This is a genomic window from Pseudomonas brassicacearum (assembly GCF_003732225.1).
Classification (GTDB): domain Bacteria; phylum Pseudomonadota; class Gammaproteobacteria; order Pseudomonadales; family Pseudomonadaceae; genus Aquipseudomonas; species Aquipseudomonas brassicacearum_E.
In genome coordinates, this window is the sequence record NZ_MOBJ01000005.1 from 65,604 (window position 1) to 82,505 (window position 16,902).

16 protein-coding genes and 1 pseudogene are annotated in these 16,902 nt (G+C 58.0%); 7 read left to right on the forward strand and 10 right to left on the reverse strand.

All coding sequences use genetic code 11. From position 1 onward, the window contains the following. Positions 1-183: 183 nt before the first annotated feature. Positions 184-1,047 (reverse strand): methyl-accepting chemotaxis protein, encoded by an 864-nt coding sequence (locus BK659_RS28430; RefSeq protein WP_475847341.1) that lies wholly within the window; start codon positions 1,045-1,047, stop codon positions 184-186. Continuing rightward, positions 1,042-2,103: pseudogene (locus BK659_RS28435) on the reverse strand (methyl-accepting chemotaxis protein); the annotation flags it as partial. The gene BK659_RS28430 and the pseudogene BK659_RS28435, both read right to left, overlap by 6 nt. Positions 2,104-2,359: 256 nt before the next feature. Between BK659_RS28435 and pmrG the strand changes: the two are divergent. Beyond that, entirely contained in the window at positions 2,360-3,037 is a 678-nt protein-coding gene (pmrG, locus tag BK659_RS05890; protein WP_404942514.1) for a lipopolysaccharide core heptose(II)-phosphate phosphatase PmrG, read from the forward strand. 114 nt (positions 3,038-3,151) lie between these two features. Here pmrG and BK659_RS05895 read toward each other — a convergent pair whose 3' ends face one another. Together BK659_RS05895 and BK659_RS05900 are read right to left on the reverse strand one after the other, a co-directional pair. Further along, positions 3,152-4,606, reverse strand: a complete 1,455-nt coding sequence (locus BK659_RS05895) for an ArnT family glycosyltransferase (RefSeq protein ID WP_123424172.1) — start codon at positions 4,604-4,606, stop codon at positions 3,152-3,154. A 167-nt stretch (positions 4,607-4,773) separates the two neighbouring features. Further along, positions 4,774-6,183 (reverse strand): DUF2252 domain-containing protein, encoded by a 1,410-nt coding sequence (locus BK659_RS05900; RefSeq protein WP_123424173.1) that lies wholly within the window; start codon positions 6,181-6,183, stop codon positions 4,774-4,776. A gap of 244 nt (positions 6,184-6,427) precedes the next feature. Here BK659_RS05900 and BK659_RS05905 point away from each other — a divergent pair, with 244 nt between their 5' ends. From BK659_RS05905 to BK659_RS05915, 3 genes are all read left to right on the forward strand, one after another. After that, positions 6,428-7,339 (forward strand): YeeE/YedE thiosulfate transporter family protein, encoded by a 912-nt coding sequence (locus tag BK659_RS05905; RefSeq protein WP_123424174.1) that lies wholly within the window; start codon positions 6,428-6,430, stop codon positions 7,337-7,339. 116 nt (positions 7,340-7,455) lie between these two features. Then, positions 7,456-8,052, forward strand: coding sequence for a type IV toxin-antitoxin system AbiEi family antitoxin (gene abiEi / locus BK659_RS05910; RefSeq protein ID WP_259740213.1), 597 nt, complete (start codon positions 7,456-7,458; stop codon positions 8,050-8,052). Next, positions 8,039-8,935: a nucleotidyl transferase AbiEii/AbiGii toxin family protein gene (locus tag BK659_RS05915; RefSeq protein WP_123424176.1), complete on the forward strand. Its 897-nt coding sequence runs from the start codon at positions 8,039-8,041 to the stop codon at positions 8,933-8,935. The genes abiEi and BK659_RS05915 overlap by 14 nt, the downstream gene beginning before the upstream one ends. 116 nt (positions 8,936-9,051) lie before the next feature. Here BK659_RS05915 and BK659_RS05920 read toward each other — a convergent pair whose 3' ends face one another. From BK659_RS05920 to BK659_RS05935, 4 genes are all read right to left on the reverse strand, one after another. After that, positions 9,052-9,459, reverse strand: a complete 408-nt coding sequence (locus BK659_RS05920) for a PIN-like domain-containing protein (protein ID WP_123424177.1) — start codon at positions 9,457-9,459, stop codon at positions 9,052-9,054. Then, positions 9,456-10,148: a DUF433 domain-containing protein gene (locus BK659_RS05925; protein WP_123424178.1), complete on the reverse strand. Its 693-nt coding sequence runs from the start codon at positions 10,146-10,148 to the stop codon at positions 9,456-9,458. Before BK659_RS05925 ends, BK659_RS05920 begins: the two co-directional genes overlap by 4 nt. Positions 10,149-10,646: 498 nt before the next feature. Then, positions 10,647-10,904: a hypothetical protein gene (locus tag BK659_RS05930; protein WP_123424179.1), complete on the reverse strand. Its 258-nt coding sequence runs from the start codon at positions 10,902-10,904 to the stop codon at positions 10,647-10,649. A gap of 35 nt (positions 10,905-10,939) precedes the next feature. Next, positions 10,940-11,233, reverse strand: coding sequence for a DUF6124 family protein (locus BK659_RS05935; RefSeq protein ID WP_123424180.1), 294 nt, complete (start codon positions 11,231-11,233; stop codon positions 10,940-10,942). A gap of 247 nt (positions 11,234-11,480) precedes the next feature. Between BK659_RS05935 and BK659_RS05940 the strand changes: the two genes are divergently transcribed. Then, positions 11,481-11,918: a YciI family protein gene (locus tag BK659_RS05940; protein WP_123424181.1), complete on the forward strand. Its 438-nt coding sequence runs from the start codon at positions 11,481-11,483 to the stop codon at positions 11,916-11,918. A gap of 81 nt (positions 11,919-11,999) precedes the next feature. Here BK659_RS05940 and BK659_RS05945 read toward each other — a convergent pair whose 3' ends face one another. After that, positions 12,000-13,457 (reverse strand): NRAMP family divalent metal transporter, encoded by a 1,458-nt coding sequence (locus BK659_RS05945; protein WP_259740214.1) that lies wholly within the window; start codon positions 13,455-13,457, stop codon positions 12,000-12,002. After that, positions 13,454-14,026 (reverse strand): LuxR C-terminal-related transcriptional regulator, encoded by a 573-nt coding sequence (locus BK659_RS05950; protein WP_123424183.1) that lies wholly within the window; start codon positions 14,024-14,026, stop codon positions 13,454-13,456. Before BK659_RS05950 ends, BK659_RS05945 begins: the two co-directional genes overlap by 4 nt. Before the next feature lie 151 nt (positions 14,027-14,177). Here BK659_RS05950 and BK659_RS05955 point away from each other — a divergent pair, with 151 nt between their 5' ends. Further along, complete coding sequence (locus tag BK659_RS05955; RefSeq protein ID WP_123424184.1) at positions 14,178-15,356, forward strand: acetyl-CoA acetyltransferase; 1,179 nt, start codon at positions 14,178-14,180, stop codon at positions 15,354-15,356. A 2-nt stretch (positions 15,357-15,358) separates the two neighbouring features. Continuing rightward, the gene (locus BK659_RS05960; protein ID WP_123424185.1) at positions 15,359-16,900 is read left to right on the forward strand and encodes a class I adenylate-forming enzyme family protein; all 1,542 of its coding nucleotides are present in this window, start codon (positions 15,359-15,361) and stop codon (positions 16,898-16,900) included. Positions 16,901-16,902 lie beyond the last annotated feature (2 nt).

Sequence of the window (16,902 nt, forward strand, 5' to 3'; positions counted from 1 at the left end):
TCTCCTATGTAGTGGAGCTATCGACATTACTGCATGGGGGGATTGAGCACCGTCAGCTTTCCATTGTATGGAGAACTGGAAAAATCGCCGTTTGGACGGGAGAGACTCCTATTAACCTGTAGGAGTTCGACACTACTTGCTCCCCCGGTCGGCACGAGTGCTAAAGGGGGGAGCAACTGAGGCTCAAACCCGGAAGTGGCTCACCATCATCTGCAACTGATTGCCCAACCGCGCCAGCTCAACACTGGACGCGGCGGTTTCATCGCTGGCGGCGGCAGTTTGCTCGGAGACGTCGCGCACGTTGATGATGCTGCGGCTGATCTCTTCGGCCACCGCGCTTTGCTGCTCGGCAGCGGCGGCGATCTGCTGGTTCATCGACTGAATGTTCGACACCGTGCGGGTGATGTTTTCCAGTGACACACCGGCCTTGCGGGTCAGCTCGACACTGCTGTCGGTCAGGCTGCGGCTGTTGTTCATCACGGCGGCTACTTGCTTGGTGCCGTTCTGCAGGCCGGCGACCAGACCTTCGATTTCCTCGGTGGATTTCTGCGTGCGTTGGGCCAGGCCGCGCACTTCGTCAGCGACCACGGCGAAACCACGACCGGCTTCACCCGCGCGAGCGGCTTCGATGGCGGCGTTGAGCGCCAGCAGGTTGGTCTGTTCGGCGACGGCCTTGATCACGTCCATGACGCTGCCGATCTTGTCGCTTTCCTGTTGCAACACGGTCATGGCTTCGGTGGAGCGCACCACTTCGCTGGCCAGACGTTCGATCTGAGCGATCGCTTCGTTGACCACTTTATCGCCTTCGCGGGCTTCACCATCAGCCGCTGCTGCCGCTTGCGAAGCTTGTTCGGCGTTGCGTGCGACTTCCTGCACGGTGGCCGTCATCTCGTGCATGGCGGTGGCAACCTGATCGGTTTCGATCTTCTGGCTGTTGACCCCGGCGCTGGTTTCTTCGGTGACGGCCGACAGCTCTTCGGCAGCGCTGGCGATCTGCGTGACGCCATCGCGGATGCCGCTGATCAAGTCGCGCAGGGTGACGCCCATCCGTGCGATGCCTTGCTGCAACACCCCGAGTTCGTCACGACGGGAGACGTGGACGTCATGGGTCAGGTCGCCGCCGGCGATACGCTCGACCACCGCCAGGGTTTCGCGCAGTGGCCGGGTGATTTGCCGGGTGATGGTCACGGCCGCGAGAACGCCGACCAGCAACGCCAACAATGTGCTGATCAGTTGCAGGGTGCGTGCCCGGGCGCTTTCGGCGTCACGGCGATCCAGCTGGATCTGATACAGCGCGTCACTGCGCGCAACGATGTCATTGCCCTGGACGGTCATTTCCTGGCGAGCCACGACCGCGTCGCTGTTGGCCGCCTTGTAGGCCTGCAAGGCGCTGCGGTAATTGAGCAGCGCGCTTTGCAGCTGGCGCAACGCGTCTTGCTGGCTGTCGGCGAAATGCGTGTTGAGTGTTTTCAGGCTGGCGATGGCCGCGTCCAGTTGGGCGACGGCTTTTTGCTCGGTGGCCGGAGTGCTGTCGTTGGTGTAGCCGCGAACTTCGTAGCGGGCGAGCTGAAACTGTTCCTTGGCCCCGGTAATGGCCTGGAACTGCTCGAAGCGTTGATCGCTCAAGGGCATCTGGCGCACGCGGGTGTCGATCTCATTGATCAGCGTGTTGGCGCTTTCGGCATTCTCGCCCATGGCCTGACGTGCGGCGCCTGCGGTCCGATAGGCGTTGCGCATTTTGTTCAATGATTGCTGGTAGGCATCGATGACCGCGCCCTGCTCATTGAGCAGTTTGAGGTTTTCCGGGCTCTTGAGGCTCGACAGCAGTTTTTGCTGCTGGGCCTTGAAGCCGTCGAGGGCGGTTTGTACGGTCTGCGCCACGGTTTCGTCGCCGTCGGCCAGCATGTACTGCAAACGGGTGACCCGCAGTTTGGTCAGCCCCGCGTTGAGCTGAGTGATATCGCTCATCCAGTTACTGCGGTCGATCAGCCCACCCAGGCTGGTCCAGCCAGTCAGGGCGAGGATGCACGTAAGGGCCAGCACCAGGCCGAAACCCAGGCTCAGCTTCAGGTTGACGCTGATGTTGGCGAACCAGCTATTCATCAAAAATTCCTCCAGGAACGTTGCGCTTCTTGATCGTCAGTTGGCTGGAAGATTATTGTTTTTGGCGGCCAGCAGAATGTGTTCGTAGGGATGTATCGGCGGCAGGCGCGATAGCTGAAACGTTTTTCGTAACGAGAAAATACTGAGCATGCTCGTCGGTTGAGCATTTTTCACATTCATTTCACTGGGTACTTATGCACTAACTTCTAATGTCGGCCGTACAATTGGGCATTCGAGAGTCAGAGGCAGTTTGAAAGTGGAATCAAGACGGGGTCGTCCGAGTATCAAGCGTTCACTGAGTATGGGTGGGCTCACTCGCGTCAAATACGGTGCCTTTGTACTGCTGGCGGCACTCTTTGTTATTGCGCTGACATTCTGGCTGCTCCGACCTGCTGGCCCTGCGGACCTGGCTCACGGCAACATCAGCGGCGACAAGGCCTTGGCCGCCAGTTGGGCCAAGGGCGATACGATTGTGCTGATCCGTCACGTTGAGCGATGCGACCACTCCAGTGCTCCTTGCCTGGACAGTGCCGATGGCATTACCGAGCGCGCGCGCAGCGTGGCTACCGGGATTGGTTCGCAGTTTGCGCACCTGGGCCTGACTAACGCTGACATCTACAACAGCCCGTTGACGCGGGCCGTACAAACGTCGCACTACATGTTCGACACGCTTGGCAGCGCCCAGGACTGGCTCTTCAACTGCAAAGGCACGATGCTGCGTGACGTGCTGGCGCACAAGGTCGCCGGTCGTAACCTGGTGCTGGTCACCCACAGCGAGTGCATGGCGCAACTGGAAAAAGAACTGAAGTTGCCGACGTCGTCGACCCCGGGGTACGGCGCGTCGCTGTTTTTTACGCTTGATACTGCGCAAACCAAGCCGAAACTGCTTGGGCTTATCGAAGCCTCTGACTGGCAATCAGTCGAGATCAAGTAAGCCACCCCAAAGACGAACAGACTCAGGTGTTGGGCTGATACTCAAAGTTTCTGCTTTCACCGGACAATAAAAAACGGCACCTGCATCAGGTGCCGTTTTCTTTTGCTGGCTGTTTTAGAGGGTGACGAAGTAGTACACCTGACGCCCCACCAGTATTTGCTTCACTATTTTCAACGGTGCTGTGGGTTCTGAATTGCCGGCAAGCAGCGCCACATTGGTTGGGGAGGCGGCGAGAAACGCCGTCAACTCGGCATCGGTCTCCAGGTCCTTGAGCAGACTATGGGTGTAGAACACGGTCGCCCCGGCGGTCCGTTCGTTTGCCTGGAACAGCGCTACTTCCTGGCCGTTGGCCTGCATGGCCTGGATTTGATCGGTCAATGGCAGGAACGACTCTTTGCGGTCGGCACGTGGAAACGCCCATTGGGCCGCGGACAGATAAGCAACGATGAACAGACTGATGATGCCGATCGCGATACCACGACGATTGCGGGCGATTTTACCGACCAGGGTCGACGCTTCGGTGTGCTGGCGCAGACGCTCGAACAGCACGGCGGCATATTCCGCTGCGATTACGGCGGCGGCCGGTGTCAGTGACATCAGGTACACCGTGCGCTTGCTCGACGCGAGGGTCAGCATCAGGAATTGTGCGAGCAGCCACAGCGTAAAGAACAACAGATAGCGATTGTTCGCCAGGCTCTTACGGAAATGCCACAGCCCCAGATACACCAGGATATTCCACGGCAGGAAGGCTTCCGGCAGTTTGGCCAGGTAGTAATAGAACGGCTCGTAGTGACCGGCTTGAACGAACGAACCGCTGAAGCGACCGACGCTGTTGGTCAGCAGCACTTCGGCCAGTGCCTGCGAGCCGCCGCGCTGATAGAGCATGAAGAGCCAGATCACCAAGGGGATCAGCCCGAGCAGGGTCGCCAGTGCCGGGCCTATCCAGCGCGGCAGGCTGAAGCGTTTGTCGATCAGGCTCTCGGTCAGCAAATAGGCGAAGATCACCACGCCCGGCATCGCCAGACCGAGCACGCCTTTGCTCAACGTGGCGATGGCAATGCCGACGGCGAAAAGTAGCCAGCTGCCCAGGGCTCCACGCTGTTCGGCGTGTTGGCGATGGGCCTGATAGAACGAAAGCAGCGCCAGGGTTACGCCGAGGCTCAGCAGTGCGTCTTCACCGACACCGCGAACGTTGCCCCAGTAACTGGCCATGGTTGCCAGCATGATCCCGGCGACCAAGGCGATGGTCGTTGGCCGACCGAACCGACGCAGCATGGTGTATAGCAGCATCACGCTGAACAACCCGGCGAAGGCCGACGCCAGCCGCACTGCCCATGGCGTGCCACCGAAGGCACGAATCGCCCCGGCATCGAGCCACAGACTCAGAGGCGGCTTCTCCAGAAAGGGCTGCCCAAACAGGCGCGGCGTCACCCAATCGTTATCCAGGTGCATTTCCATGGCGATGCCGGCAACCCGGGCTTCGGTGGAACCTTGTAACTGGTGATTGCCGAGGGCAAAGAAGAACAGCAGGCAGGTGAGTAGAAACAGAAGTGGGGCAGGGCGTGACATAGGCATCAGGCTACCAAAGGATGAGGGCCGAGAGTAAAACAGGACTCGAAAGTATACGAGGCCACTTCTTAACAAATTGTGAATTGGAAACATTATTGGCAAAGACGACAGGTTTATAGCTCAGCAGAACCAGGTCGGTCACCCTTTGTATCTTTTGGGGAGCGTGCCTAAGGCCAATGATCAGCGGCAAAGGCAGCTTCCGAACGGGCCTGTAGCTTGCCTTTGCGGCAGGCCGTTTGAAAACGTTCGAAGTCGCGTTCGTTCTGGTCGGAGTAGGCCTTGGCGTACTTGAACAACGCATTAGCCATGACGTCGCTCTTGCCAATGTAACCGCTGATCTGCGCAGCTTTCCCGGAGGCTTTGGCGTGGGCTCGAGCCAGGGCTTTGCCGCAGATGTGGCCATAGGCGGAAAAGGTTTCAGCATCGAAGGTTTCCAGCTCCGCCGAGATTTTCATATCCCGTAGCTGGCGCACGTAGAAGTGCTGGCCATTGGGGCTGGTGGTCCAGCCGAGAAACAGATCGCTGGCCGACTGCATCAGGCGCTGGCCTTCAACCACTCGCTGGCCGTCATGGCGTATCCGCGATTTGGCTTTGACGTAATCGGCAATCACCGAGCGACGTGCTTCCTTGAGTTGCAAGAACAGCGGTCGTTCCTGATCGTCGGTCAGCAAAGCGACCAGGCAGCGCGTCCCGACGCTGCCCACCCCAACGACCTTGAACGCCAGGTCCTGGGCCTGGAAACGCGCCAGTAAATTGCGACGATCGCCCATCAGCGTGGCTCGGTAATCGTGCATGAGGGTGTCGTACGGTGGCCGCCAATCGTCCACGCGCATCCAGTCATCATCGGCGTCCAGCAGCGTTGTGTCTTTGTGCAGGTGGAAGATTTGTGGCAGTTCATCACGAATCAGCAAGCGGCCGTGTTTATCGCGCTCGCATATCTTGGGCAGCAGTTCGGCATGGGTACGATGCTGGGCTTTGTTGATGGCGTTTTTCACATGCTCAAGCGTGCTGGTGGAGGGTTCCTGCTTGAGCAAGTCGTTGTAACCGAGGGCGTCGTACCAGATTTCCAGGGCACTTTGTTCGGCACATTCGGCCATGCTCTGTTGATAGGCTGCGACCACACGGCGACAGATGGCTTCCTCTACTGAAGCACCATGGCGCAGGTCGCGAATGGCGACCAGAAAGCTCGTCACCAGCCGTTTCAGGTCCCATTCCCAGGGGCCGGGGTGAACTTCATCGAAGTCGTTGACGCTGAACAGCAGGTTGCGTTCCGGTGTGCCAAAACCACCGAAGTTCATCAGGTGACAATCGCCGCAAATGGTTGAATGCAGCCCCATGTCCGGCGTACCGGACAGGTCGTGGGCATGCAGCAGGGCGTTGCCGCGATAGAAGGCGAAAGGCGAAACCAGCATGCGCCCGTAGCGCAACTCGACCAGCGAGCGGATTCGCCCTTCACTGGAGGCCTTGATCAAGGGCAGCGGGTCGCGATCAGTCTTCCCTTGCAGCGCCTGGGCGTTGCGGGAGCACTGCTTGCGCGCATCCTTGCCCTCTTTCAGGCGATCTTTGAGGGTGGTCATGAGATCCCTTTCGAGGTGGCTGAATGGCGTGCAACTAACAGCACTGGCACGTGCGGTTTTGTCCGTGGGACACGTACCGCGTCCGCTTGAAAGCTAGCAGGAATCCTGCTGTTAGCCAGTCATTGCGTTGGCTGGCAAGACTGAACGGGTCGACACAATGGCGTGCTTGGCACCTTGGCGAGCCCATTGAAAAGCCGACTAGTCTTTAACCTATTGATGGGCCTGCCGAGGTGTGAGGAGGCGTGTGCTTTCGTTGCTGATCGCGTTATTGCTCGCATTTCTGATTGGCTGGGTTTCGCAGCGGATGGGCATGTGCCTGGTCAATGCCAGCGCTCTATTGCTCAAACGCCGGCCGACCTTATTCGTGGCACTGGTTTCCTGCGGGTTGTTCGGCCTGCTGCTGGCACCGATTTATCGCCATTTCGGCATCAGCCAACCGTTGTTCACGCCCGAAGTCGGGTATCCATTGCTGATCGGTGGCGGACTGCTATTCGGGGTGGCCTCGGTGCTCAACGACGGTTGCAGTGTCGGCACCCTGACCAAACTCACCTGCGGCAACCTCAACAAGGCCTTTACGATTGTCGGCTGGGTGCTGGGGATTGTGCTGTGGTATCGGCTCAACATGTTGCCCGAGCACAGAACCCTGCTGATGCCCGAGATCTCCAGCAGCCACTATCTGCTCACCCTGGGTGTGGTGCTGATGGCGTTGCTGTTTCTGGCCTATGTTCACGGCGACAAACACCTGGTGTTCTCCAGCATGCTGCTGGGGGCGCTGACCAGCGCGCTGTACACCTTCGAACCGCAATGGACACCCAGCGTGTTCTTCTACCACCTGTCACAGCTGTTCTGGATGCCCGAACAAACGGCCATCACCGGCCAGCGCGTCGCGGTGTTCGTGATGTTGCTGGTGGGCATGCTCAGCTTCACTCTGCGCCGCAAGACCTTCAGCTACCAGGCATTCAACCTGTCGAAGGCCTGCGTGCACTTGTTGTCCGGGGTGCTGATGGGCACTGGCGCGTCGATGATGCTCGGTGGCAACGACTCACAGATTTTGCTGGTGTTTCCGACGCTGAGTTTGACCTCGACGTTGCCATTGGCCTCGATTGTCGTGGGGATAGTGGGGGCGTTGTGGGTGAAGCGGCGGTGGGTGGGCTGACGCGGAGGGGCTTTTTTGGCTACTGAGGTAAGATCGGTCAAGCAGGTGTCTCGTTATCTATCACTTTAAGAATGCCCCCGTCACTTGTGGGGTAACTCTACGGTAAGTTACATTAAGTGAAACCTTCTGTAGAGTCGTGCGGCATGCAGCCCTGTACAAAATCGACGCAGCCCATGGGGCGTCTCTTACGAAAACTGACCAATCTGGCCAGCGAAGAGCGCTATCTTTTTACTCCGGACGACCTCAGGGTTCTTGTGCCGGATATCTCCGAAGGTGCCTATAAAACCTTGTTGAGCCGTGCTGCTTCGGAAGGCCATCTGGCGCGGGTGTGCAGAGGGCTTTACCTGTTTGAAGGGGCCAAACCCTCCAGTGGTCTGGTGCTGTTTCATGCGGCTGCCAGATTGCGGGCCATGCAGTTCAACTACATCAGCCTGGAAACGGCGTTGAGCGATTGCGGGGTTATCTCGCAGATCCCCATCAACTGGGTCTCGCTGATGTCATCCGGGCGCAGCAGCATCATTTCATGCGGACGATGGGGCACCATCGAGTTCGTACACACCCGACAACAACCGCAGGACCTGGTGGATCAGGTTCATTACGACGCGCGATGCCGGCTATGGCGGGCCACACCGCAGCAGGCATTACGTGACATGAAAGTTGCGAAACGGAACATGGACCTGATTGATTGGAGTGTCGCTGATGAGTTTGTTTGATGAGCTGGTAGATGAAGCGCTTAAAAACCAACAAGACCTGGCACCGTTGCGGGTCGTCGTGGAGAAGGAACTGCTGCACCACGACATCATGTTGGCGCTGAGTTCCTCCGGTATGCTCGCAAAACTGACCTTTATCGGCGGTACTTGCCTGCGCGCTTGTTACGGCTCGAATCGATTGAGCGAAGATCTCGATTTTACCGGCGGGGCGGACTTCAATCGTGAAAGCCTCACCGAACTGGCTCAGGTGCTGGTCGATACTCTGAAGACCAAATATGGTCTTGAAGTCGAAGTCGGTGAACCGGTTCGTGAGGAAGGTAACGTCGACACCTGGAAGTTGAAAGTTCAGACCAGGCCAGGACGCAAGGATTTACCTGCCCAGCGTATCAACATCGACGTCTGTTCCATCCCGAGTTACCAACCACAGCCTATGCTGCTGCTCAATCCGTACGGGGTCGACATGGGCACCAGCGGTCTGATCTTGCAGGCTGAAACTCGCGAAGAAATCTATGCCGACAAGATCGTTGCGTTTGCCCTGCGCCCCAATCGAATCAAGAACCGTGACCTGTGGGACATGGTCTGGTTGCGCCAGCAAGGCGTAACGCCGCAGCTGGATCTAGTGGCGAAAAAGCTCGCTGATCATCACTGCGAGCAGGGTGAGTTCTTGAGATTGTTCAAAGAGCGTTCAGTGGTGCTTGATGCCGATCCGAAACTCGTCGCCGAGTTTCGCAAGGAAATGAGTCGGTTCCTGCCGGGTGAGCTGGTGATGCAAACCGTTAATGAGCCGGCGTTCTGGACGTTTCTGGTGGGGCATATACGTGATTTGTATGTGACGACTGAACGCGTGTTGAGCGGGGATGAGGGGACTCAGGATTTCAGGATGTGAGGCGGGTCTGTGGCGGGATAACCGACAGTGGTTTTCCGCTCCAATTGAAATGGGCGACCTTGAAGAGGTCGCTCATTATCTTTTACGAATGAAAAAAACCAGCACAGGGCTGAGCGTTAGATTTTTATTTGATCAAGTTTTCCATGAGCAGCGAACTTCCAAGGCACGCGGAACGCAGCACCTCCTCTAATCAGGTCTGCTTGAATCATGATTGCCGGCCACCATCGAACCAGATTGTGAGCTTTGCTCCAATACGGTTCACTCCCCCAATGCCGGGCTAAGCAGAATATGGGAAGGCCACATTCGCGAAAGGCTCTTTTCTCAATATCACCTTTGGTAAATTTGTCTTGTGAGATAACGGCCCATCCACCTTCTTCGCTCAACGTTGAAATCCACGCCACATCCGTCGCACTCTGCGGGAATCTGTCCCGCAGTGGCGTTACGGTGTGACCTTCGGATTTGGAGAGTTCGTTAAGGGCGCGGGCCAGAGCGGGAGGGAGGTTGTTGTCCAGCAGGAAGTTCAAGCCGCATTCCTACGCTCGAAATTAATTGCCGCGTCTACTGCGTTGGCAGGTATCTCGTAAAGTTGAGCAATGCGTTTAGCATCGTTCCCTTCGGCTTGATAAGCACTGAAAACAGTTGCTGTGTCGATCCCTGTAACTGAAAGCACAGGTTTTCCAAAGTTTCTGGAGGGGTCGAGAACGATGGCCTTGCTGCGTTTGATTGGATACCAGCGTTGGGCGGCACCTGAGCCTGTGTAATCAATGCCTTCATAGAGCGACGGCGTGATGACCTGTTTGAAGGCGTATTGCCTTTTAACCAAATCGAGCAAGGCGTCGTCGCCGACTTCATCCAGAACTGTGGCGAAGATGCTCCGTCCGTCTGTTTGGAATCGTTTGCAGGTAAAGGGATAGGCCTGATCAAACATCGCTTTTGCTTGCACCGAAGCGCTGCGAATAGCTTGCAGGCTAACGCCGTGTTTACGGAAAGCGTGGACGAAGCGAATTTCGAGAAGATCCTGAAAACCCAGGATAGGCTCGCCCAGATCAGCCAGCTCGGAGGTCCATAGACCGGGATGTAGAGCGCCGTGGGCGGTATACCCGAACAACCAGCGGCGGATATCGGCGGCCGGGATGCCGGTGTAGAGCGCGGCTTCTGCCGGGGTGTACAAGCCAATGCCAACAAGGTGGCTGGGTAGCGCAGTGCGTTGCATGTGGCCTCCTTGTCAGCGGGCAGTGCAGAAAGTGGAGTCTGGTGGCAGTGGCGATCTCGATCAATCGGTTTAAGACGAACCGTCTGTATCGTCTGTCCAGATTAGGTTTGCGGCTGATCCCGCACAAGTTCACACACGACGCTTTGGCTTGCGGGAAATGTCTGACCCTGACCACGGAAGGAGCGGTGCCGAGGCAGTTTTACGAAGCAATAACCACGGAATGAGTCGACAGAAAGTTACATTAAGTGAAACCTTCTGTTGAGCCAGAAGCTTGTCGAGAGCAGTGCACGGGGTAACTGAAACGCCTAAAAGTGGCCCGTGAGGGCTAATGCCTGTCAGTTAAGGCACAAACCTGTGGGAGCGAGCCTGCTCGCGATGACGGCATAACATTCAACATCAATGTTGACTGACCCACCGCTATCGCGAGCAGGCTCGCTCCCACATGGATTGCGTTTAACTGACTGACATTACATTACCCGCGAGGGCCATCTTTCTTCTTCAAGACAACAAAACCTGCGCCTGCAATCGTCGCCCAACGACATCCAGCAAATCGCAACCATCGCGCAGCGAAACCACTAACGCACGCGCCAGTTCACTGTGAATCCCCTCGCCGGTGGCGACATTCTCCAGCAACTGGGTCGCGGTGCGGATGCGGTAGGCCGCTGTTTCATGCAGCACGTCCAGCGGCGCTTCGGTGTCGATCAACAGGGATGCGACGGTGCAGTCGATGCCGGTGATGGGCATGTATCGAGTCATGGCAGAACCTCCATTCAATAGCAGAACGTGACCACTCAGTGGTGAGCGGCGGGGTGAGGTCCGTGCGCTGCATCCGGCGTGTCGAAATGCTCCAGCGCCCGGTTCACCAGCAACTCGCCCAGCACGATCAACTGCTGAATCGCCAATGCCACGTTGCGACGCGAGTCTTCGAGTTGGAAGGCCAGGTCGGTGGTCATGACGTTGAGCGAAGCGAGGGTTTCGCTGGTGTGGATCAGCAGGGTTTCGGTGTCGATGTCAGGACGGAGGGTGAAGAGGCGGCTTGCGGGAGTGGCAGTTTTTGCGGGGGGATTGGGGGGGATTTTTTTCATGGTGGAGCTCCGGTAGTCTCGAGAGGCCTACACTTTTTCGGCCTGTCACAACCGGTCACTCATCTGCAGCGACGATTCAAATGTATCTTCACGACGAGAGGCTTTCCAGTTCATCAATGACGCCGCAGTTTGCGGGAAATGTCCTAGGATCGTTGGGGACGCGGCAATAAAAAATGAAGGGCTGTCGATTTGGGACGCTACCGTTCGACAAGGTAGTGAGTAGTTCACATCCAACGGAGAGACGACGATGCGATTCATGATCATTATAAAAGCCAGCAAGGATTCCGAGGCTGGCGTGATGCCCACCCAGGAATTGTTGACCGCGATGGGCAACTACAACGAAGAACTGGTCAAGGCCGGCATCCTCATCGGCGGCGAAGGCCTGCACCCCAGCAGCAAAGGCACTCGCGTGCGCTTCTCGGGCGAGAAACGCACGGTGATCGACGGCCCGTTCGCCGAAACCAAGGAACTGATCGCCGGCTACTGGCTGTGGCAGGTGAAGTCGAAGCAGGAAGCCATCGACTGGGTCAAACGTTGCCCTAACCCGATGCCGGGCACAGAGGCTGAGATCGAGATTCGCCAGGTGTTCGAGGCGGAGGATTTCGGCGCCGAGTTCACACCGGAACTGCGTGAGCAAGAAGAGCGTGTGTGGGCGCAGGCGAAAGAGCAGACGAAGAAGTGCTAAAGCGGAAAGGGGCCGATTTATATTGATTTGAGCCGATCTCTCGACAATAAATCGGTCCCTTTTCGTTGGTGCTGAGTGGGGTTAACCGGCGAGCATTCCCCAAAACATCGCGACGACCGCCAATGACATCGCCATCGAACAACTCCAGCCCAGAATCCGCAAGCGTGGGCGAATAACGAAGTCGCCCATGATGTCCTTGCGCGATGCCATGAACATCATGGTGAACATGATCGGCACGGCCATGACGCAGTTGATCACGGCGCTCCACAGCAAAGCCTTGATCGGATCAATGGGCGCAAAGCACAGCAGAACGCCCAACAATGTAGCCATCGCGATGACGCCGTAGAATCCTTTGGCGGTTTTTGGTTCGTCGGCCAAGCTGTTTTTCCATTGAAATGCTCCCGCCATTGCGTAGGCGGCGGAACCTGCCAGCACGGGAATGGCCAGCAAACCGGTGCCGATGATGCCGGCACTGAACAGCCAGAAGGCAAACTCCCCGGCGATAGGGCGCAGGGCACTCGCCGCTTGTTCGGAGGTCTGGATATCGGTCATGCCGTGCATGTGAAGTGTGACGGCTGTGGTCAGCATGATGAAAAACGCGATGATGTTGGAGAATCCCATTCCAATGATCGTGTCGGTTCGAATCCGTCGGAAATTGACCTTTGCCTGCTCTGGAGCCTCAATCAGCGAGCGTGCGTCTGGACGAGCCTCCATTTCTTCCACTTCCTGCGAGGCCTGCCAGAAGAACAGATAGGGGCTGATGGTTGTGCCGAAAATGGCCACGACCATGGTGATGTATTCCGGTTTCCAGGACAGATGCGGCCATACCGTCTGCAGAGCGACCTTGCCCCAGGGGATCTGCACCGCAAAAATTATGCCCACGTAAGCCAGCAATACCAGGGTCAGCCACTTGAGTACGCGCACATAGCGGCTGTAGGGAATGAACACCTGCAGCAGTAACGAAACCACCCCGAATCCAACGGCGTAGAAATGAGACGGCCCACCGATCAGCAACTTCGTCGCATTGCCCATTGCGGCGACGTCGGCCGCAATGTTCACGGTGTTGGCAATCAGCAGCAGCCCGATAATGGAGAACAGAAAGGGCTTGGGGTAATGACGACGAATGTTGGTTGCCAGCCCGTGACCACTGACCCGACCGATTTTGGCGCTGATGATCTGAATGCCAACCATCAGGGGGAACGTCAGTAACAACGTCCAGAGCGTGTTCAGACCGAACTGCGCGCCGGCTTGCGAGTAGGTTGCGATACCACTGGGGTCGTCGTCGGCGGCGCCTGTAATCAGCCCCGGTCCCAGCTTTTTCAGCCACGAACCATGAGTAGTAACCGCTGGCTTGGAAACAAGCTCTTCGTTGTTCATTTTTGTTGGCTTCGCAAGGCGGCGGGATGTCACATATAGCTGTGACTGGAGGCCTTTGCGGGGAGTTCCCTGAACGTGCTTCCTCGACTCTCGACTCTCGACTCTCAACGGATACTGAAAGGGCTTCTCTTTATGGCTCGTCTGGAGGGCCTTGTCCGTCAACTCACAAAAATAATCTTCGAAACCAGCTCCGCGCTGTTCTTGGCCTGCAGCTTTTTCATCAGGCGCGCGCGGTGGACTTCCACGGTTCGGTGGGAGATCGCCAGTTTTTTGGCCACTTCCTTGCAGGTCAGGCCGTTGACGATGTGCATCGAGATTTCGCGTTCGCGGGGCGTGAGGTTCACGGTGGCGTGGTGCGCCCGGTCCATGCGTTCGAAGTGCCAGACCATCAGTTTGAACGGGTCGTCCAGGGTCAGGGTATAGCCGTGGGACCTGGCCCAGAACACCTCGCCGCTTTTGTGTTGCATGAAGCGTTCATCGGAGTAAGAGCCGCTCTGGCTGTTGCGCAACCAGGTCTGGCTGCGATTGCCGATGGTTTTGTAGTCCGCCTGGGAAGGGTAGATCAGCAGGGTCAGATGACCCAGAAGCTCTTCGCGCTGGTAGCCGAACAACTCCAGGAATGCTTCGTTGCAGTCGAGCATCACACGGTTGCCGGTGATGAGCTGCGGGGCGGGTGACACCTTGAACGCCAGACGCTCAAGGTCTTTCAGTTGTTGTGCGAAGACGGTCATTGGGCATCCTGCCTCGATTTAAATCCGGTACTGACGACACCATGGGTCAGCACAGTTACTTATCCATGTACGTAGTTGCACTAACTAGCGAGTGATCCGGGCGGTAGGTCATTGTAAGGAATGCCTGATCCAAGCACAGAAGAAAATCACCATGCCCCATGATTCCGTCTCCATCGTCGCTGCCGCTCACTCCCGTTTTGGCCGTCTGGACGGTTCCACGCTGGAAGACCTTATCGTTCAGGTCACCCGCGAAGCCCTGGCGGATGCGGCCATCGACGCCTCGGAAATCGATGCCATGTTCCTCGGACATTTCAATTCGGGGATGGTGGCGGATGGTTTTCCCGCCTCGTTGATGCTGCAAGCCGACCCAGGCTTGCGCTTCAAGCCTGCAGCCCGTTGCGAAAACGCTTGCGCCTCGGGTTCGGCGGCGATTCACGCGGGTATCAACGCGATTCTCTCGGGCTCGGCTGAACTGGTGTTGATCGTGGGTGCCGAGAAGATGACCTCCAACTCCACGGCCGACGTCACCAAGGCCCTGGCGGGTGCCGGTTATCAGAACGACGTCGAAGAGGCAGGGCTCAGCTTTCCGCAGTTGTTCGGCCTGGCTGCGCAACAGTACCGAGAGCGCTACCAATGCCCGATGGCGTCGATGGCCGCCATCGCCACCAAGAACCACTCCAACGCTATGGCCAACCCGCTGGCGCAGATGCACCGGGTCATGGATTTCGAACATTGCAACAACGTGTCCATCAGCAATCCTTATGTGGCTGAATCGCTGCGCCTGACCGATTGCTCGCTGATCAGCGATGGGGCTGCCGCTATTGTGTTGGCCTCATCCAGGCGTGCCAGGCAGTTTCGTCGTGATGTGCTGATTCGCTCAGTGACTCAGGTCAACGATTTCCTGCCGATTGCCCAGCGCGACATCCTCGCGTTTGAAGGCCCGCAGCGTGCAATCCATTCGGCCTTGCGCGGGGCCAATATCACCCTGGCCGATCTGAGCTTTGCCGAGGTCCATGACTGTTTCACCATCGCCGAACTGTTGATTTACGAAGCCATGGGGCTGGCCCCCAAAGGCGAGGGGCATCGGGCCCTGGATGACGGTATCGTGCGGGCCGGCGGTCGGCTGCCGGTGAACCTGTCTGGTGGGCTCAAGGCCAAGGGGCACCCCGTAGGCGCCACCGGTGTGTCGATGCACGCCCTGGCCTTTCGGCAAATGACCGGCGACCCGATCGGCCTCGCCGTGGCCAATCCCGAGTTCGGTCTGCTGTTCAACATGGGCGGCATGGCGGTCGCCAACTACGCCTCGGTGCTTCAAGCGCGCAGGGCCTGAGCATGAATATCGCCAACTGGTTGAACGACGCCGGTCGTCGCTGGCCTGAACGCCCAGCGTTGTTTGAGGGGCAGCGACAAGTCGCCGACTACGGCTCGTTTGCCGCCCGTGTCCGTAGTCGTGCCGCGCGGCTCATTGACGAGCACGGCATTGCGCCCGGCGACCGTGTGGCGCTGTTCATGAAGAACAGTTGCGAATACCTCGAACTGCTTTATGCCGTCTGGTGGGTTGGCGCGGTGGCGGTACCGATCAATTGCAAGCTGCATCCGATTGAAGCCGGCTGGATCGTCGACGATGCGCAGGCCCGTTTGATTTTCACTGATGGCGGCAAGGTGTTCTTGCCCGAGGCGTTGCCGCAGGACTGTCGAGAACTGGATGAAGGGGACGGGGTGCCGTGTGCTTCGGTCGATTCAACGGCGCTGGAAACTCCCAGTCCCCGCCAATCCGATGACCTTGCCTGGCTGTTCTACACCTCTGGCACCACTGGACGATCCAAGGGCGTGATGCTGTCCCACGGCAACCTGACGGCCATGTCGCTGTGTTATCCGCTGGATGTTGATCCGGTCAGCCCGGATGACGCGGTGGTGTACGCGGCCCCGATGTCTCACGGCGCCGGGCTGTACAACTTTATCCATGTGCGTTGCGGTGCTCGGCATGTCATCCCCGAATCCCGTGGCTTCAAGGCTGACGAGCTGTTCGAGTTGGCGAGCGGGCTGCGCAATGTCACGTTGTTCGCCGCGCCGACCATGGTCAAGCGCATGGTTGAACAGGCCCGTCGCCAAGGTTATGGCGGCGATGGGATCAAGACCATCGTCTACGGTGGCGCGCCCATGTACCTGGCGGATCTGCAAGATGCGCTCGAGACGTTTGGCGCGCGGCTGGTGCAGATCTATGGCCAGGGGGAGAGCCCGATGACGATCAGCGCGTTGTCGCGTGAGCTGATCGCGGATCGCAACCGCCCTGACTGGGCTTCCCTGGCAGCATCCGTGGGGCGGGCGCAATCGTGCGTGGACATCAGGATTCTGGACCCTGAGCACCGGCCGCTGCCTCCCGGTCAGTCGGGGGAGATCGCAGTGCGTAGTCCCACCGTCATGCAGGGCTACTGGCGCAACGACGCGGCGACCCGCCAGACCTTGGTGGATGGCTGGCTGTTGACCGGCGACATTGGCTTGCTTGATCACGCGGGTTATCTGACGCTCACCGATCGCTCCAAGGATGTGATCATTTCCGGCGGCTGCAACGTGTACCCTCGGGAAGTAGAAGAGGTGCTGGCGCAACACCCGGAAGTATTTGAAGTCTGCGTGGTCGGTGAGCCGGATGTGCAGTGGGGCGAATCGGTGGTAGCGTTCGTCGTTCCCCGCAGTGCAGGGGCTCTCGATGAATCTTTGCTCAATGCCTGGTTCATCGAACGCATGGCATCGTTCAAAAAGCCGAAGAAGTACGTGTTTCGCACCGAGCTGGCCAGGAACAGTTACGGCAAGATTCTCAAGACTGATCTGCGCCAGTGGTTGAAGGAGGTCGCGAACGGAGCTGTTGTTCCTTGAGT